This is a genomic window from Sodalis sp. RH22, assembly GCF_047324165.1.
In the GTDB taxonomy this organism is placed as follows: Bacteria; Pseudomonadota; Gammaproteobacteria; order Enterobacterales; family Enterobacteriaceae; genus Acerihabitans.
The window spans coordinates 2,710,164-2,727,306 of sequence record NZ_CP178731.1 but is presented as its reverse complement, the minus strand read 5'-3'; the positions used below and the strand labels follow the sequence as shown (position 1 = coordinate 2,727,306).

The following is a 17,143-nucleotide window of genomic DNA, read 5'->3' as shown; positions in this document are numbered from 1 at the left end:
TGTGGGGGTAACGCGGCAGTGAGGAAACATTAGGTATTGTGCCGCCGGCAAGAGAAATTTGGTCTGCTTCAGCTAAAATGTAATAATCACCGCCCTTATAGCTAGGCAATTAATCGAGAACATCATGCAGTACCCGCTTAACGAGATTTTCCAGACGCTTCAGGGCGAAGGCTATTTTACCGGCGTGCCGGCGATATTTATCCGCCTGCAGGGTTGCCCTGTGGGCTGCAGCTGGTGCGATACCAAACATACCTGGGAAATGGACCCGCTTCGGGAGGCCCCTCTGGGGGACATTACGTTAAAAACCGCCGACAGCGACCGCTGGGCCACGGTTACGCCGGAGGAACTGCTGGCGATGATTGAACAACAGGGCTATACCGCGCGGCATGTGGTGATTACCGGCGGCGAGCCGTGCATCCACGACCTGTATACGCTGACGCAGGTGCTGGAACAGCAGGGGTTCAGCTGCCAGATTGAAACCAGCGGTACCCACGAGGTGCGTTGCACCAGCCAGACCTGGGTAACGGTGTCGCCTAAAGTGGGCATGCGCGGCGGTATGGCGATTCTGCCCCAGGCGCTGGAACGCGCCGATGAGATTAAACATCCGGTGGCGCGGGAGCGGGATATCGAACAGCTTGATGCGCTGCTGGCCACACTTGAAGACGATAAACCGCGTATTATCGCCCTGCAGCCCGTCAGCCGGCAGGACGCCGCCACGAAATTGTGCATCGCCACCTGCATCGCCCGCAACTGGCGCCTGTCCATGCAAACCCACAAATACCTGAATATCGCCTGATCCGGTGAAACGACAGGCCCGGGCCGGCACCGCCGGGGGCTAAGCCGTTATCCGGCGCGCCGCCGATAGCGCGACTTTGCCAGGCGGATGCCGGAGCCTGTTATTGATCGCCGCGATAGATGCAGCCGGCGGTACAGGTTTCTTTCACCATGATGCCGCTCAGCAGGGGCAGGCGGGGTTTAAGCTGTTGCCAAATCCAGTGGGCCAGTACTTCGCTGGTGGGGTTTTCCAGGCCGGGGATATCATTAAGATAATAATGGTCAAGCTGGTCGAGGATCGGCCGAAACAGCGCCTTGAGCTCGGCGAAGTCGATCACCCAGCCGGTGAACGGATCCACTTCACCGGTGATTTCCACGCGCACCATAAACGAATGGCCGTGCAAACGCCCGCATTTATGACCGTCGGGCACATGCGGCAAACGGTGCGCCGCCTCAAAAGTAAATTCTTTAAATAACGTGGTTACCACTATAGGGCCTCTTGTCAAAACAAACGCTGCATGGTACCGAAATGCGGCTTATGATTCTATGTTATGTGCCGCCAACCCGTAATAAGTTGGCTAAGGGGCCATCAAAACACCATGAACGCGGTCCAATCCTTGCTTTTATTCCTCTCGCCTCGGCGAACCGCCGGGCTGTGGCTGTTATGCGCCCTGACGGCGTGCGCGTGCCGCGTCAGCGCCGCCGGGGGAGAAACGCTTGCCATACCCACGGCCGACGGCGCGATGAGGGTCTATCTCTATCGTCCGATGGCCGATGCGCGCGATATGCCGGTGGTCATGGTGCTGCACGGGGTCAAACGCGACGGCGCCCAGGCGCGGGATCAATGGATCGCCGCGGCCAATCATTACCATTTCCTGATTATAGCGCCCGAATTCCCCGGCACGCGTTATCCCGGCGCGCGGGGCTATATGTTGGGCAATACCGCGGCGGGTCCTGCGGTCCTTCCGGCAGCGCAATGGTCCTATTCCCGTATTGGCGATGTTTTCAACGCGCTGCGGCGCGAGGGCATTACGCGCCGCAGCGACTATCTGTTGTACGGCCATAGCGCCGGCTGCCAGTTTGTCCACCGGATGCTGATGGCGCTGCCGGATATGCCGGCCAGGGCGGTGGTCTGCGCCTCGGCCGGCTGGTGGACGCCGCCGGATCCGCGCCGATCCTGGCCTTACGGGCTGGCGCGCGCGCCTTTTACCCTGGATGCCGCCCAGGAAGCCCGCTTCTTTGCCCGACCGACGCTTATCATGGTCGGAGAGCAGGATAGGCGCACCCGGCGCACCGCGATGCGTAACACCCCGCAGGCCCAGGCGCAGGGAAAGAACCGGCTTGAACGCGCCGGCTGGTATTTCCGGCGTGCGCAATCCCTGGCGGAACAGCAGAAAATGCCGTTTCACTGGCAATTTATCAGCGTATCCGGCGCCGGGCATCAAAGTCCGTTGCTGGTGGATGAGGCGGCCCGCTTTCTTAACCAGTTTAAGTAATAAGTTTTACCGAAATAACTCTTTAGGCTATTTAGTTATTTATTATTGCCATCGCATCCTTTATTGATTGCGTCGCACTGAGTAACCTTACAAACTCTGGTGATCCCTTAATACACGCCCGGCCCTACTGGTACGCACAAGGAAATTCGAACAGCAATGACGACTCAGGCCCCACCAACTTCTTTGCTCCCGCTGAATCCGGAACAACTCGCCCGCCTGCAGGCTGCAACCGGTGATTTTTCGCCGCTGCAGATGGCCTGGGTATCCGGTTATTATTGGGGGCAGGTCAACCAGACGCCCGTCGCCGGTACCCCTCCGGCGCCCGCGCCGACGCAGGCGCACGCCATTACGCTGCTGTCCGCGTCGCAAACCGGCAACGCCCGGCGGGTGGCGGAACAGCTGCGCGACGATTTGATCGCCGCCAAACTGGATGTCACCCTGGTAAACGCCGGCGATTATAAATTTAAACACATCGCCCAGGAAAAGCTGCTGGTGATCGTCGCCTCCACCCAGGGCGAGGGCGATCCGCCGGAAGAGGCGGTGGCGCTGTATAAATACTTGTTTTCGAAAAAAGCCCCCCGGCTTGCCGATACGCGCTTTGCGGTATTGGGCCTCGGCGATACGTCCTATGAGCACTTTGCCAAGATAGGCAAGGATTTTGACGCGCGTCTGGCCGAGCTCGGCGCCCAGCGGCTGCTGGACAGGGTTGACGCCGATGTTGAATATCAGCCGGTGGCGCAAGCCTGGCGCCGGGATATCGTGGCGCTATTGCAAGCGCGGGTGCCGCAGGAAAGCGCGGCCCGGCACGAGATAACCCTCAGCGGCGCGGTAGATGAAGTCGATTCCACGCCTTATACCAAAGAACAGCCGCTGGTGGCCGCCATTGCGGCGTCGCAAAAAATTACCAGCCGCAGCTCGCTGAAAGACGTGCGCCATATCGAAATCGATCTCGGCGACTCCGGCCTGCGTTACCAGCCGGGAGACGCCCTGGGCGTCTGGTATGAAAACGACCCGGCGCTGGTGGACGAACTCTTGACGCTGCTATGGCTGGACGGCGGACAAACGGTGACGGTGGAAGGACAAACCTTATCCCTCGCCGATGCGCTGCGCGCTCATTACGAACTGACCCAGAACACTACCCTTATCGTCGGGGAGTATGCCGCCATGGCCCGCGACGAGGCGCTGCTGGCGCTGACGGCGGACAAGGAACGCCTGCAGCGGTACGCCCAATCGACGCCGATCGTGGATATGGTGCGCCAGGCGCCGGTGGAACTGGGCGCGGATCAGCTGCTGGCGCTGTTGCGTCCGCTAACGCCGCGGCTGTATTCCATCGCCTCGTCGCAGGCGGAGGTCAGCGACGAGGTGCATATCACGGTGGGCGTGGTGCGTTATGAGGTGGATGGCAGGCCGCGCACCGGCGGCGCCACCGGCTATCTGGCCGACCGGCTGGCCGAGGACGATCGGGTACGCATTTTTATCGAGCACAATAACAATTTCCGCCTGCCGGCCGATACCGACGCGCCGGTCATCATGATTGGACCCGGCACCGGCATCGCGCCGTTCCGCGCGTTTATGCAACAGCGGGAAGCGGATGGCGCCGCCGGCAAGAACTGGCTGTTTTTCGGCAATCCGCATTTTACCGACGATTTTCTCTACCAGGTGGAATGGCAGCGCTACAAAAAAGAGGGCCTGCTGACCGCGATTGATTTAGCCTGGTCGCGGGATCAGCCGGAGAAAATCTATGTACAGGACCGGCTGCGGCAAAAAGGCGCTGAAGTCTGGCGCTGGATCGAGCAGGGGGCGCATATTTATGTTTGCGGCGATGCCAACCATATGGCCAAAGACGTAGAGCAGGCATTACTGGACGTGGTAGCCGAGCACGGTGGCATGGACACCGAGCAGGCCGATGAATTTTTAAGCGAGCTGCGCATCGAGCGCCGCTATCAGCGGGACGTCTACTGATGAGTGAAAAACAACCTACTCCCCCCTTATCCGATAATGAACGGCTGAAAGGGGCAAGCAATTTTCTGCGCGGCACCATCGCCGAAGATTTGCACGACGGGCTGACCGGCGGCTTTAACGGCGATAATTTCCAGCTGATCCGTTTTCACGGCATGTATCAGCAAGACGATCGCGATTTGCGCGCCGAACGCACGGAACAAAAGCTGGAGCCGCTGATTAATATGATGCTGCGCTGCCGCCTGCCGGGGGGGATCATAACGCCGCGGCAGTGGCTGGGCATCGAGGCGTTTGCCGCCGAGCATACCCTGTACGGCAGCGTGCGCCTGACCACCCGCCAGACTTTTCAGTTCCACGGCGTGCTCAAACCCGACCTGAAGCAAATGCATCAACTGCTGCACAGCCTGGGGCTGGACTCCATCGCCACGGCGGGGGATGTCAATCGTAACGTGCTGTGCAGCGCCAATCCGGTGGAATCGGTGTTGCATCAGCAGGCCTATGAGTGGGCGAAAAAAATCTCCGAACATTTGCTTCCCAAGACCCGCGCCTACGCCGAGATCTGGCTGGACGGCGAGAAAAGCGAAACCACCGACCAGGAGCCGATCCTGGGGCCTACCTATCTGCCGCGTAAGTTCAAGACCACGGTTGTGGTGCCGCCGCTAAACGACGTCGACGTGCATGCCAACGATCTGAACTTCGTCGCCGTCAGCGACAACGGACAGCTGGTCGGGTTTAACGTGCTGGTGGGCGGCGGCCTGGCGATGACTCACGGTGATAATACCACCTATCCGCGCAAGGCCAGCGAATTTGGTTATATCGCGCTTGAACATACCCTGACCATCGCCGAGGCGGTGGTGGGCACCCAGCGCGACTGGGGTAATCGTTCCAACCGTAAAAACGCCAAGACCAAATACACCCTGGAGCGGGTCGGGGTCGACACCTTCAAAGCGGAGGTGGAACGGCGCGCCGGCATATCCTTCGCGCCGATCCGGCCTTATCACTTTACCGAGCGAGGCGATCGTTTCGGCTGGGTGAAAGGCGTGGAAAACCTCTGGCATTTAACCCTGTTTATCGAAAACGGCCGTATCCTGGATTATCCGGATCGGCTGCTTAAAACCGGCATGGCGGAGATTGCCCGCATCCATAAAGGGGATTTCCGGCTCACCGCCAACCAGAACCTGATCGTGGCCGGGGTGCCCGCGCGGGACAAGGCCAAAATCGAAGCCCTGGCGCGCAAGTACGGCCTGATTAACGACAGCGTCACCCCGCAGCGTAAAGCGTCCATGGCCTGCGTGGCGTTTCCCACCTGCCCGCTGGCGATGGCCGAGGCCGAGCGCTTCCTACCGCAGTTTGTCACCAAGGTGGAGGATATCATGTCCGCCCACGGCCTGGGCAACGACGAAATCATCCTGCGGGTGACCGGTTGTCCAAACGGCTGCGGCCGCGCGATGCTGGCGGAAATCGGCCTGGTCGGCAAAGCCATCGGCCGCTACAACCTGTATCTGGGCGGCGATCGCGCCGGTGAGCGTATTCCGCGCATGTACCGGGAAAACATCACCGAAGACGAGATCCTGGCCATTATCGACCAGACTGCCGGACGCTGGGCGGCCGAACGCCATCCGCAGGAAGCCTATGGTGATTTTGTTATCCGCGCCGGTATCGTCAAGCCGGTGGTTAACTCAGCCCAGGATTTTTATGACTAACCCGAGGGGCCACCTATGAGCAGCCTGAACCTGACCGAACTGAACCTGTTGCCGAAAGAAGAACAAACGGCGGCGCTCGCTGATACGAACCGTCAGCTTGAAACCCTGACGGCGCAAGAGCGGGTGGGCTGGGCGCTGGCAAACCTGCCCGGCGAAACGGTATTGTCATCAAGCTTCGGCATCCAGGCCGCGTTATGCCTGCATCTGGTGACCCGCCAGCGGCCGGATATCCCGGTGATCCTGACCGATACCGGCTATCTGTTCCCGGAAACCTATCAGTTTATTGATGAGCTGACCGACAAGCTGGGCCTCAATCTGCGGGTATTCCGCGCGGAACTTTCCCCCGCCTGGCAGGAGGCCCGTTACGGCAAACTGTGGGAGCAAGGGGTGGAGGGGATCGAAAAATACAACCAGATCAATAAAGTCGAACCGATGAACCGCGCCTTAAGCACGCTGAAAGCGCAAAGCTGGCTGGCGGGGCTGCGCCGCGAGCAGTCCGGCAGCCGCGCCCATCTGCCGGTGCTGGCCATCCAGCGCGGGGTATTTAAACTGCTGCCGATCATCGATTGGGACAATAAGCAGGTGTACCAGTATCTCAAAGCCCACGATCTTGGCTACCATCCCTTGTGGGAGCAGGGCTACCTGTCGGTGGGCGACACCCACACCACCCGCAAATGGGAACCGGGCATGAGCGAGGAAGAAACGCGCTTTTTCGGCCTCAAGCGCGAGTGCGGGCTGCACGAAGGTTAACAGCGGCTTCGCCGATAACCAACAACGCCGCCGGAGGCTTAACGTTTCCGGCGGCGTTGGCTATTCGGCATCGACGAGGAGGACGTCAATACCTTTATCGGCGAAAAAATCCAGCAGGGAGGACGGAATGTTATTGTCGGTGATGATTTTATCCACCCGTTCGATACTGATAATCTTATGCAGGCTAATGCGATGGAATTTCGAAGAGTCGGTAACGACGATGATTTTTTTCGAGGCATCGCACATACAGCGGTTCAGCCTGGCTTCATCTTCATTATGCGTTGTCACTCCCATCAGGGGGTCCAGCCCATCCACGCCTAAAAACAGCATATCGAAATGATAGTTTTGCAACGCGATTTCGGCCTGGCCGCCAAAAAATGATAAGGAGTGCCGCCTGAGCCGCCCGCCGGTCACTAATAAATCCACCCCGGGGGCATCAATCAACGCTTCCGCCACATTCATGCCGTTGGTCATCACGATGACCTCCTCATGATTATGCAGTTGCCGCGCAATTTCATACGTGGTGGTGCCGGAGTCCAGGATAATGGTGCTTCCCGGCGTGATGAGCGACGCGGCCAGTTTGCCGATGCGCTCCTTGATGGTGGCATTTTCCGAACGCTTGGCTTCGATTGACCGCTCCGCTTCCGCCGGGGACGCGGGAGACAGCATCGCCCCGCCATAAGCGCGGGTGGCGACGCCCTGTTTTTCGAGAAAGGACAGATCGTTACGGATGGTCACCGTCGACACATTAAAATCCGCCGCCAACACATTCACCTGCACGCTTCCCTGCGCCTTAAGTTGACTGACAATCCGCTCGCGCCGCGCGCTGGTCGTCATCGTTCTATTGCCAGGGCTCATCACATCGCATCCCTCATCACCACCTCCACTGCCGAAATTTGCCCCGTTGCGCTATAGAACCGCAAAGGAATCCGCCTAATTTCATCACCGCCAAACCTTTCATTCCCTTATGTCTTTCTTATTAACGCTATTGTAGCCACCCCCCAAGATGATGTCGACTGTTTAACCTTTCTTCATCCCCGCGGTGAAACGACGGAATCCAGACCCGACGCCGGCCTTATCCATCCGGCGGCACGTTACCTCCAGGAAAGGGAGGGTAAAGCTATCCATTTCGTTTTCTTATTTTTTGATCTTTATCACAGAGATCGATCTTTCATTTTCTTTCTTTATGGTCATGATGTAATCTTTTTACAACACAACGAAAGATATAAAAGGCAATACTCATGGAAACACAAAGCGCGGCGCTGCAAACGCTGCTGGCCCGGCATAAAGCAGGCCATCCGGTCGGGATCTATGCGGTTTGTTCGGCGCATCCCCTGGTGATTGAAGCCGCCCTGCGGCATGCGCAGGCGGAAAATACGCTGCTGCTGGTGGAAGCGACGTCCAACCAGGTCGACCAATATGGCGGTTATACCGGCATGACGCCGGCCGATTTTTACCACGCCATCATGGACCAGGCCGCGGCGATAGGTTTTGACGCCGGCCGGCTGATTCTGGGCGGCGATCATCTGGGACCCAACCGTTGGCAGGGACTGCCGGCCGCGCAGGCCATGAGCAAAGCGGAAGTGCTGATCGCCGCCTACGTGGCGGCGGGATTTAAAAAAATTCATCTTGATTGCAGCATGGCCTGTCAGGATGACGCCGTACCCCTGAGCGATGAGATTGTCGCAACGCGTTCGGCGCAATTAGCGGCAGTGGCTGAAATTACCTGCCATGACACCTTCGGCTGCCAGGATATTGTCTACATTATCGGCACGGAAGTGCCGGTTCCGGGCGGCGCCCAGGAGAATCTGCGGCAGTTGGACGTCACTGCGCCGCAGGCCGCGGCGCGCACAATTACCGCCCATCGCGACGCCTTTGCGCGGCAGGGTCTGGCGGACATCTGGCCCCGGGTCATAGGGCTGGTGGTGCAGCCCGGCGTGGAATTTGATCATACCCAGGTGATCGATTACCAACCCGGGCCTGCCGCCGCGTTAAGCCGGATGATTGATGACTACCCCTATCTGGTCTATGAAGCCCATTCCACCGATTACCAACGGCCCCAGGCTTACCGGCAACTGGTGCGGGATCATTTCGCCATTCTTAAGGTGGGCCCCGCGCTAACCTTCGCTTTGCGCGAAGCGTTGTTTGCCCTGGAGTGCATCGAGGAAGAAATTATCAGCCAGGACCGCTCTGAATTACGCGCCACCCTTGAACAGGTGATGCAAGAGCAGCCCGGGTATTGGCAGCAACATTATCACGGCGATGAAGAGGCTAAGCGATTATCGCGCCGGTATAGTTATTCGGATCGCATCAGGTACTACTGGCCGCATGACAGGGTGCAGCGCAGTTGCCAAAAGCTCATGCAAAACTTGGGGAATCAGGTCATTCCGCTGCCGTTGTTAAATCAGTATTTGCCGGAACAATACGCCAAAGTAAGGGATGGGAAATTAGTTCTCAATCCGAAAGATATTATTATCGATAAAATTATCGATGTGATTAAAGCATATTCATCAGCCTGTCATGAATAATCAAAGGCACGAAAAAATGACTGATTCTGTAAAAGCACCTTATCACCCGGAGCACGCCACGGCGCAGGAAATTATGCAGCAGCCGGCGACCTGGCGCAAAACCCTATTACTGATTGAACAGCAACGGGACCGCATCAATACCTTTTTAACGCCCTTATTGGCCCGTACGGATCTGCGGATTATCCTCACCGGCGCCGGAACTTCGGCTTTTATCGGTAAAATCCTGGTACCGGCGCTGCTGCCAAAATTAAACCTGCGCGTAGAGGCCATCGCCACCACCGACCTGGTCAGTAATCCCCGTGAATACCTGTCCGCTAACTGCCCCACGCTGCTGGTCTCCTTCGGGCGCTCGGGCAACAGCCCGGAAAGCGTGGCGGCAATAGAGCTTGCTAACCAGATGCTGGGGCAATGTTTCCATCTCATCATCACCTGTAATGAACGCGGCCGGTTACACCAGAATTTTGCTCAAAGCGCTAATACCTTGTCATTACTGACGCCGCCCGAAACGCACGATCGCGGCTTTGCCATGACCAGCAGCGTCAGTAACATGATGCTGGCCTGCCTGGCGGTATTTGCGCCCAGGCAGTATAACCTTGCCAGCTTTTTGCCCATTATCGAAAATAGCCAAAATATTATTGAGCATTATCTGCAACGGCCGACCTCATTATTTGGCCAAGATGAATATCATCGCGTGGTATACCTCGGCAGCGGTGGATTGCAAGGTATCGCGCAGGAATCGGCGCTCAAGATTCTTGAGCTTACCGCCGGAAAGATCAGCACCTTTTTTGATAGTCCCACCGGTTTCCGCCATGGACCGAAATCTATCGTGGACGGAAATACCCTGGTCGTGGTGTTTATTTCTAACTCGCCCTACACCAGAAAATACGATCTGGATCTGTTAGCCGAATTAAGGAATGACAACGTGGCGCGCCGGGTGGTTGCCATCGCCGACAGTCCTGTCCCGGGAATAGGCAAGGGCGAATATCTGTATTTGCCAAAGACCACTCATGCCGATGACGCCCATATTGGGTTTTGTTATTTACTCTATGCGCAAATATATGCCTATTTGACATCGCTGCAATCAGGCGCCTCGCCGGATAATCCTTCTCCCAGCGGCGTGGTAAACAGAGTCGTCGAAGGTGTGGTTATTCATAGGCTGGAAATAGAGAAATAAGCTAACCCGCTGCCGCGGTGACCGAATAATACAGCACATGACAGATAATGTCGTTAATCAGGGTATAAATCATGCGTATGGTATCCACAAAATATTTATTGGCACGGGCAAAAACTGAGAATTTTGCCGTGCCCGCGTTTAATATCCATAATGCCGAAACGATACAGGCGGTGCTCGAGGCCTGTCACGAACGTCAATCGCCGGTGATCCTGGCCGGCACGCCCAGTACCTTCAGACATATCTCTTTTAAGGATTTGCACGCCCTTTGCCAATCCTTTGCCGGTACCTTTGATATCCCCATCGCGCTGCATCTGGATCATCATGAGGCCCTTAGCGATATCCGCGATAAAGTTTTTGCCGGCGCCCGCAGCGCAATGATTGACGCCAGTCATTTGAATTTTGCCGACAATGTCGCCTTGGTGAAGGAGGTGACGACGTTTTGCCATAAATATGACTGTAGCGTGGAAGCGGAGCTGGGCAGGCTGGGCGGCATTGAAGATGATAAAAACGTCAGCGTCGGCGCGAGCTTTCTTACCGACCCGGATGAGGCGGTGGACTTTGTTAATCTTACCGGCATCGACAGCCTGGCCATCGCTATCGGCACGGCGCACGGTCTGTATAAAGACACGCCGAAAATAGATTTTGAGCGGCTGGCCATCATCAACGGCAGGATTGACATCCCGCTGGTATTACACGGCGGCAGCGATGTGCCCGATGACTATATTATCCGCGCCGTCAAGCTGGGTATCTGCAAAGTGAATGTCGGGACTGAATTGAAAATTGCCTTTGCCGGCGCGGTAAAAAAATACTTCGCCGCGAATCCGCAGGCGAACGATCCCCGCTTTTACATGCGGGAAGGCATGGATGCCATGAAAGAGGTGGTTTACAGTAAAATCCGCATTTGCGGTTCTGCCGGAAAATTGGCTATCGGGAGTGAATCATGATCTTTCTCGGGGTTGATGGGGGAGGCACCAAAACAGCCTTCGTGCTGATAAACTCGGATGGCGAGATATTGGCGCAGCATGAAGCTTCCACTTGCTACTATTTAAACGTCGGCCGCGAAAACAGCAAAACCATTATCGTCAACGGTATCGCGGAAGTCTGCCGGCGCGCCGAGATCGCGCCGGACATGATTGATTATTCTTTTTTCGGCCTGCCGGCCTACGGCGAAGTCTCGGCGGATGTGCCTTTTCTGGATCAGATTCCCGCCGTGTTGCTTAGCCCGGAAAAATATCGCTGCGATAACGATATGGTTTGCGGCTGGGCGGCAAGCCTTGGCTGCCGGGACGGCATCAATATCGTTTCCGGCACGGGCTCGATCGCCTATGGCGAGCATAATGGAAAAACCTCCCGCTGCGGCGGTTGGGGGGAGCTGTTCAGCGATGAGGGCAGCGCCTATTGGATCGGCTGTAATGCCCTCAATTTGTTTTCAAAAATGTCCGATCATCGGCTGAAAATGGATATTCTCTATGATCTGATTAAAAGCAAATACCACATTGATGTTGATCTTGATATCAATGATCTGGTGTTTAATAAATGGCAAGGAGACCGGACAAAAATCGCGTCGGTTGCCAGGGTCGCCTATGAAGCGGCGGTCGAGGGCGATAAAGAAAGCTATAAACTTTTTTGTACCGCAGCCCGTGAACTCGCCATGATGGTGGATTCGGTGCGCAAAGATCTGGCGTACTCACCCGATGAGACCACCCTGGTTTCGTTTACCGGCGGTGTTTTTAACTGCGGGGATATCATCCTTGATCCTTTTATGCATGAGCTGGCAAATCTCAGCGGTAGCTATTTAGTATGCCAACCAAAATATAATCCCTCTATGGGGGCCGCTATTTATGCCGCAAAGATAAGCGGTAATCCCCTGGCGAACGCTGTTCTCAATAAGCTTAAAATTGGAGAATAAAATGAAAAGCAACTCGTGGATAATCTATACCTTGATGGTGGTATTAACCTGGGGTGTGTGGGGCGGCGTGAGCGCATATCCGACCCAAAAATACAGTTTTCCTGATCAATGGGTTTATATCATATGGTCAATTACCATGCTTATCCCATGCTACTTTACGCTAAAAGGAAAAAAGATTGATTTTTCCCCGCAGGCGGTACTTTATGGGCTGGCGATCGGGTTTACCGGTGCGGGCGGGCAGTTATTGCTGTTTAAAACCCTCGGCATGGGTGCTCCGGCTTATCTGGTATTCCCCATTATCTCGATTTCGCCCGCAATCACGGTGATAATGTCGCTGGTGCTGTTGAAAGAAAGAATTAATTTTCTCGGTACTATCGGTATTATCCTGGCGCTATTGTCGATACTCGCCTTCAGCATAAGCCAGGGCGACGGTACGACAGTAAGCGGCTCATTGTGGCTGGTGTTTTCAGTTATTATTTGCCTGGCGTGGGGGTTGCAAGCGTTTTTTATGAAAAGGGCGTCCAACAATCACATTGAGGATAGCGCTATCTTCTTTTATATGACGCTAACGGGCCTGATCCTGGCGCCCATCGCCTATGCCATGATTCCTGATAAAAGCGGCAGTTATCCGGCGGCCGCCTATCTTATTACCGCCGCCACCCAGGTATTGAATGCCGTCGGCGCCTTATTCCTGGTGATGGCATTGTCCAGGGGGAAGGCTATCATCGTGGCGCCTTGCACCAATGCGCTGGCCCCGGTCCTTACGGCGGTAATATCATTATTATTGTACCAAACCCTGCCAACCGCTTACGCATTGATAGGCATTATTCTAGCCATTACAGGTTCCACTATTATGGTTTATTCTGAGGAGAAAAGCAGTACCGCGACAATACAGCCCACGCTTTAATAAAAAGCATGGTTTCATTTTATTATTAATTTGCGGACAGTATTGATACCGATTATCTCCGTTGCCACTCAGATCTGATATATGCAAAGGGTAACTGTTTAAAATCAGCCGTTTTACTTTATTATTATGCGCTTTAGGGTAATTGAACCTATTCTTATGGTTGGTTACTGTCATTAATTATAATTTGCTTTCGCTGTAATTCCCGCCATAGAACTGTATTGAATTATGGCGGCCCGGGTATGGGCCTCACCTCGCTGTGATACCGGCATGCGGTTTTCTTACCGCATGCTCCTTATTTCCATCGGGCTAGGATTTAGCCCCCTGCGTCAGTCCTTGCAACAGCGGCCACAACAGTTTCATGCTGTCGCGCGCGCGTTTACCGATTTGTCCGGTCAGGTGGGTATCAAGATACTGGATATTATCGCGCTGGCTCTGGTAACGCGCCATTCCCTGGGGAAAGTTACGACTGGGCTTGCGCTGCAGGCAACTGTCGCCGTTTGTGCCCGAGCCCACATCCAGCACCGAGAATCCCGCCTTGGCAAACGGCAGCGCGTCGCTGGCGCAAGCGGCCGAGGTCCTGATGCCGGGGCTTAAGATCAGCGGGATACCCGCCTGGCGCGCCTGGGCGCCCAGGTTTTTAACCAGTTCCTGCAGGCGGGCGTCGCCGCTGTCCGGGCTGTAATTGACCCGCAGCTTTTCGCCGGCCACCAGGCTGTCGAGGTTGATCACCAGCAGCGTATTGCGTTTTTCCTGCGCGGACATGCGTTGCAGATAATCATCCACGCCCAGGGTTTCCGGCTCCCCGGCGCTGAGCGCCACAAAACGCACGCCCACCGCCAACGTGCCGCGCCCCAACTGCTGCGCCAGACCCAGCATCACGCCGAGGCCGGACGCGTTATCGTCTACCCCCTGTAGCGTCAGGCCGCCCAAATTGTCATTCAGGTCCTTATCGCTGCGCGGCATAAAGGTATCGGCGTGGGCCACTATCAGCACTTCGCCGGGCGCCGCGCCGGCACGGGCGGCGATAACCGAGGTGGCGGTAATTCTGCGCCAGTCGGCTTTGCCGGCGCTGCCGTGGAACAGATAACGGGTATTGAAGGCGCGCAGATCGCTGTGGAAGCCCAGCTCGGTGAACCGACGCTGAAGATAATCCGCCGCCATCAGTTCCGCCGGGCTGCCCGCCATGCGGCCGGGAAAATAGGTAGCGATATAACGAATCTGCTCTTGCGCGTATTGGCTTGGAGTGAAGGCGGCGGCGGGGGCGGAAAACGCCAGCAGGGCGCCGAGGCACAGCGTTAAACGGGCGCGCTTGCTGCGACCGGGGTGAAACATAAAACAGTATCCTTAATAGACGGGAACGGCATCGGTTTTCGCCGCTCAACCCAGCGCTATAGTATGGTACCGCCCCGCGGGCAATACAATTTGTACCCATGGCCGCGACCGGCTGATCGCACGATTCGTTGCCCGCAATCCTCTTGGCGCGCGCGCATGAAAGGCGCCGTTATTCCATTAAAGCAATTGTAATTCCAATTAACTATTTCATAGAACCTAATCGCAAGACGTATAGTCACATTATTGCTAAGCCAAATCATAAAAGGTAGCTGTGGATTATTTACCTCTTTTTGCCGATCTCAGGCAGCGTCCGGTACTGGTGGTCGGCGGGGGCGAGGTTGCCGCACGCAAGATCCTGCTACTGCAGCGCGCCGGCGCACAGGTCAGGGTGGTTGCGCGCCGGCTTTCCCCCGATCTCGGTCGTCAGGCGCAAGCGGGCTATCTCCAATGGCTCGGGGAGAGTTTTGCCGCCGACATGCTGGACGGCGTGTTCCTGGTGATCGCCGCCACCAACGATCGGGCGCTGAACGCCGAGGTTTATGCCGCCGCCGACCAGCGGCATATCCTGGTCAATGTGGTGGACGATCAGCCCCAGTGTTCGTTTATCTTCCCCTCCATCGTCGATCGTTCGCCCATCATGGTGGCGATTTCCTCCGGGGGAAAGGCGCCGGTGCTGGCGCGCATACTGCGCGAAAAACTGGAATCCCTGCTGCCGGCCTTTCTTGGCCCGATGGCGGAGATGGCCGGCGCTTTTCGCGAGCGGGTAAAACAGCATTTTCCGGCCATGGACGCGCGGCGGCGTTTTTGGGAGCGGGCGTTTAACGGGCGTTTCGCCGGCCTGGCGGCGCAGGGGCGGCATGACGACGCCCAGGCGGCGCTGGAGCGGGAGCTTGACGCGCCGGCCGGACAGGCCGGCGACGTGGCACTGGTGGGCGCCGGCCCGGGCGACGCGGGCCTGTTGACGCTGCGCGCCCTGCAACTGATGCAGCAGGCGGACGTGGTGCTCCACGATTACCTGGTCAGCGCCGAGGTGCTGGAACTGGTGCGGCGGGATGCCGAGCTGATTTGCGTCGGTAAACGCGCCGGCGACTTTTGCATGCCGCAGGAAGAGATTAACCGGCAACTGGTCGAACACGCGCGGCAGGGCAAACGCGTGGTACGCCTGAAAGGCGGGGATCCGTTTATCTTCGGGCGCGGCGGCGAAGAGCTACAGGCGGTGGCCGCCGCCGGCATCCCTTTCCAGGTGGTGCCGGGGGTCACCGCCGCCGCGGGCGCCACCGCCTACGCCGGCATTCCTCTCACCCACCGCGACCATGCGCAAAGCGTGACCTTTATTACCGGCCACGCGCGCCGCGGCGGCGGCGATCTCGATTGGCCGGCGCTGGCGGCGGGCCGCCAGACCCTGGCTATCTATATGGGATTGATGAAAGCAGGGGACATCAGCCGGCAGCTTATCCTGCACGGCCGTTCGCCCTTGACGCCGGTGGCGGTGATAAGCCACGGCACCCTGGCCTCCCAGCAGGTGCTGACCGGTACCCTGGGACAACTCGACACCCTGGCGCAACAGGCGTCCACCCCGGCTTTGCTGGTCATCGGCGAAGTTGTCACCCTTCATGATGAAATCGCCTGGTTTGGCGTCCAACAATCGGCGGCGCAACAGCGCGCGACGTTGGTTAACCTGGCTTAAGGATGTAAAAATGGATCAACAACGACATACTCATTTGCGGCAACTGGAGGCGGAAAGCATCCATATTATCCGCGAGGTGGCGGCCGAATTCGCCAATCCGGTCATGATGTACTCCATCGGCAAGGATTCCTCGGTGATGCTGCATCTGGCCCGCAAGGCGTTTTTCCCGGGCACGCTGCCGTTTCCGCTGCTGCATGTGGATACCGGCTGGAAATTCCGCGAAATGTATGAATTTCGCGATCGCACCGCCAAGGCCTATGGCTTCGAGCTGCTGGTGCACCGTAATCCGGACGGGGTGGCGATGGGCATTAATCCCTTTATCCACGGCAGCGCCAAACATACCGATATCATGAAAACCGAAGGCCTTAAGCAGGCGCTGAATAAATACGGTTTCGACGCCGCGTTCGGCGGCGCCCGGCGCGACGAGGAAAAGTCCCGCGCCAAGGAGCGCATCTACTCCTTTCGCGATCGGTTGCACCGCTGGGACCCGAAAAACCAGCGGCCGGAGCTGTGGCATAACTATAACGGCCAGATCAACAAAGGCGAAAGCATCCGCGTCTTCCCGTTGTCCAACTGGACCGAGCTGGATATCTGGCAATATATCTACCTGGAAAACATAGAAATTGTGCCGCTTTACCTCGCCAAGCCGCGCCCGGTGCTGGAGCGCGACGGCATGCTGCTGATGGTGGATGACGACCGTATCGATCTGCAGCCGGGAGAAGTGATCAGCCAGCGCATGGTGCGGTTTCGCACCCTTGGCTGCTGGCCGCTTACCGGCGCGGTGGATTCCACGGCGCAGACCCTGCCCGAGATTATCGAGGAAATGCTGGTGTCCACCACCAGCGAAAGGCAGGGCCGGGTTATCGACCGCGATCAGTCCGGATCGATGGAACTGAAAAAGCGTCAGGGTTATTTTTAAGGAGC

The 17,143-nt window shown here is 57.0% G+C and carries 15 protein-coding genes; 12 read left to right on the top strand and 3 right to left on the bottom strand.

Annotation, left to right across the window (positions count from 1 at the left end):
* The first annotated feature begins 124 nt into the window (after nt 1-124).
* Nucleotides 125-796, top strand: a complete 672-nt coding sequence (gene queE, locus ACL2XN_RS12550; RefSeq protein ID WP_410016349.1) for a 7-carboxy-7-deazaguanine synthase QueE — start codon at nt 125-127, stop codon at nt 794-796.
* A gap of 100 nt (nt 797-896) precedes the next feature.
* Here queE and queD read toward each other — a convergent pair whose 3' ends face one another.
* Nucleotides 897-1,265 carry a 6-carboxytetrahydropterin synthase QueD gene (queD, locus tag ACL2XN_RS12545; protein WP_410016614.1) on the bottom strand — a complete coding sequence of 123 codons (369 nt, stop codon included), beginning with the start codon at nt 1,263-1,265 and terminating at the stop codon, nt 897-899.
* A gap of 108 nt (nt 1,266-1,373) precedes the next feature.
* Here queD and ACL2XN_RS12540 point away from each other — a divergent pair, with 108 nt between their 5' ends.
* From ACL2XN_RS12540 to ACL2XN_RS12525, 4 genes are all read left to right on the top strand, one after another.
* Nucleotides 1,374-2,270 (top strand): hypothetical protein, encoded by an 897-nt coding sequence (locus ACL2XN_RS12540; protein WP_413730911.1) that lies wholly within the window; start codon nt 1,374-1,376, stop codon nt 2,268-2,270.
* A 156-nt stretch (nt 2,271-2,426) separates the two neighbouring features.
* Nucleotides 2,427-4,232: an NADPH-dependent assimilatory sulfite reductase flavoprotein subunit gene (gene cysJ, locus ACL2XN_RS12535; RefSeq protein ID WP_413730910.1), complete on the top strand. Its 1,806-nt coding sequence runs from the start codon at nt 2,427-2,429 to the stop codon at nt 4,230-4,232.
* Complete coding sequence (gene cysI / locus ACL2XN_RS12530) at nt 4,232-5,932, top strand: assimilatory sulfite reductase (NADPH) hemoprotein subunit (protein WP_410016346.1); 1,701 nt, start codon at nt 4,232-4,234, stop codon at nt 5,930-5,932. The genes cysJ and cysI overlap by 1 nt, the downstream gene beginning before the upstream one ends.
* A 15-nt stretch (nt 5,933-5,947) precedes the next feature.
* The gene (locus tag ACL2XN_RS12525) at nt 5,948-6,682 is read left to right on the top strand and encodes a phosphoadenylyl-sulfate reductase (RefSeq protein WP_410016345.1); all 735 of its coding nucleotides are present in this window, start codon (nt 5,948-5,950) and stop codon (nt 6,680-6,682) included.
* Between the two features lie 60 nt (nt 6,683-6,742).
* Here the strand turns inward: ACL2XN_RS12525 and agaR are convergent, their stop codons facing one another.
* A complete protein-coding gene (agaR, locus tag ACL2XN_RS12520) occupies nt 6,743-7,540 on the bottom strand; it encodes a transcriptional repressor AgaR (RefSeq protein WP_410016344.1) in 798 nt (265 codons plus the stop codon).
* Between the two features lie 383 nt (nt 7,541-7,923).
* Between agaR and kbaZ the strand changes: the two genes are divergently transcribed.
* From kbaZ to ACL2XN_RS12495, 5 genes are all read left to right on the top strand, one after another.
* Entirely contained in the window at nt 7,924-9,210 is a 1,287-nt protein-coding gene (gene kbaZ, locus ACL2XN_RS12515; protein ID WP_413730909.1) for a tagatose-bisphosphate aldolase subunit KbaZ, read from the top strand.
* A gap of 16 nt (nt 9,211-9,226) precedes the next feature.
* Nucleotides 9,227-10,384, top strand: a complete 1,158-nt coding sequence (locus tag ACL2XN_RS12510; protein WP_413730908.1) for an SIS domain-containing protein — start codon at nt 9,227-9,229, stop codon at nt 10,382-10,384.
* Nucleotides 10,385-10,455: 71 nt separating this feature from the next.
* The gene (locus ACL2XN_RS12505) at nt 10,456-11,328 is read left to right on the top strand and encodes a tagatose bisphosphate family class II aldolase (protein WP_413730907.1); all 873 of its coding nucleotides are present in this window, start codon (nt 10,456-10,458) and stop codon (nt 11,326-11,328) included.
* Nucleotides 11,325-12,293, top strand: a complete 969-nt coding sequence (locus ACL2XN_RS12500) for an N-acetylglucosamine kinase (RefSeq protein WP_410016340.1) — start codon at nt 11,325-11,327, stop codon at nt 12,291-12,293. Before ACL2XN_RS12505 ends, ACL2XN_RS12500 begins: the two co-directional genes overlap by 4 nt.
* A gap of 1 nt (nt 12,294) precedes the next feature.
* Nucleotides 12,295-13,200: a DMT family transporter gene (locus tag ACL2XN_RS12495; protein WP_410016339.1), complete on the top strand. Its 906-nt coding sequence runs from the start codon at nt 12,295-12,297 to the stop codon at nt 13,198-13,200.
* Nucleotides 13,201-13,506: 306 nt separating this feature from the next.
* Here the strand turns inward: ACL2XN_RS12495 and ACL2XN_RS12490 are convergent, their stop codons facing one another.
* Nucleotides 13,507-14,532: an aminopeptidase gene (locus ACL2XN_RS12490; RefSeq protein ID WP_413730906.1), complete on the bottom strand. Its 1,026-nt coding sequence runs from the start codon at nt 14,530-14,532 to the stop codon at nt 13,507-13,509.
* Nucleotides 14,533-14,803: 271 nt separating this feature from the next.
* Between ACL2XN_RS12490 and cysG the strand changes: the two genes are divergently transcribed.
* A complete protein-coding gene (gene cysG, locus ACL2XN_RS12485) occupies nt 14,804-16,219 on the top strand; it encodes a siroheme synthase CysG (RefSeq protein WP_413730905.1) in 1,416 nt (471 codons plus the stop codon).
* A 10-nt stretch (nt 16,220-16,229) separates the two neighbouring features.
* Nucleotides 16,230-17,138: a sulfate adenylyltransferase subunit CysD gene (gene cysD / locus ACL2XN_RS12480; protein ID WP_410016336.1), complete on the top strand. Its 909-nt coding sequence runs from the start codon at nt 16,230-16,232 to the stop codon at nt 17,136-17,138.
* Nucleotides 17,139-17,143 lie beyond the last annotated feature (5 nt).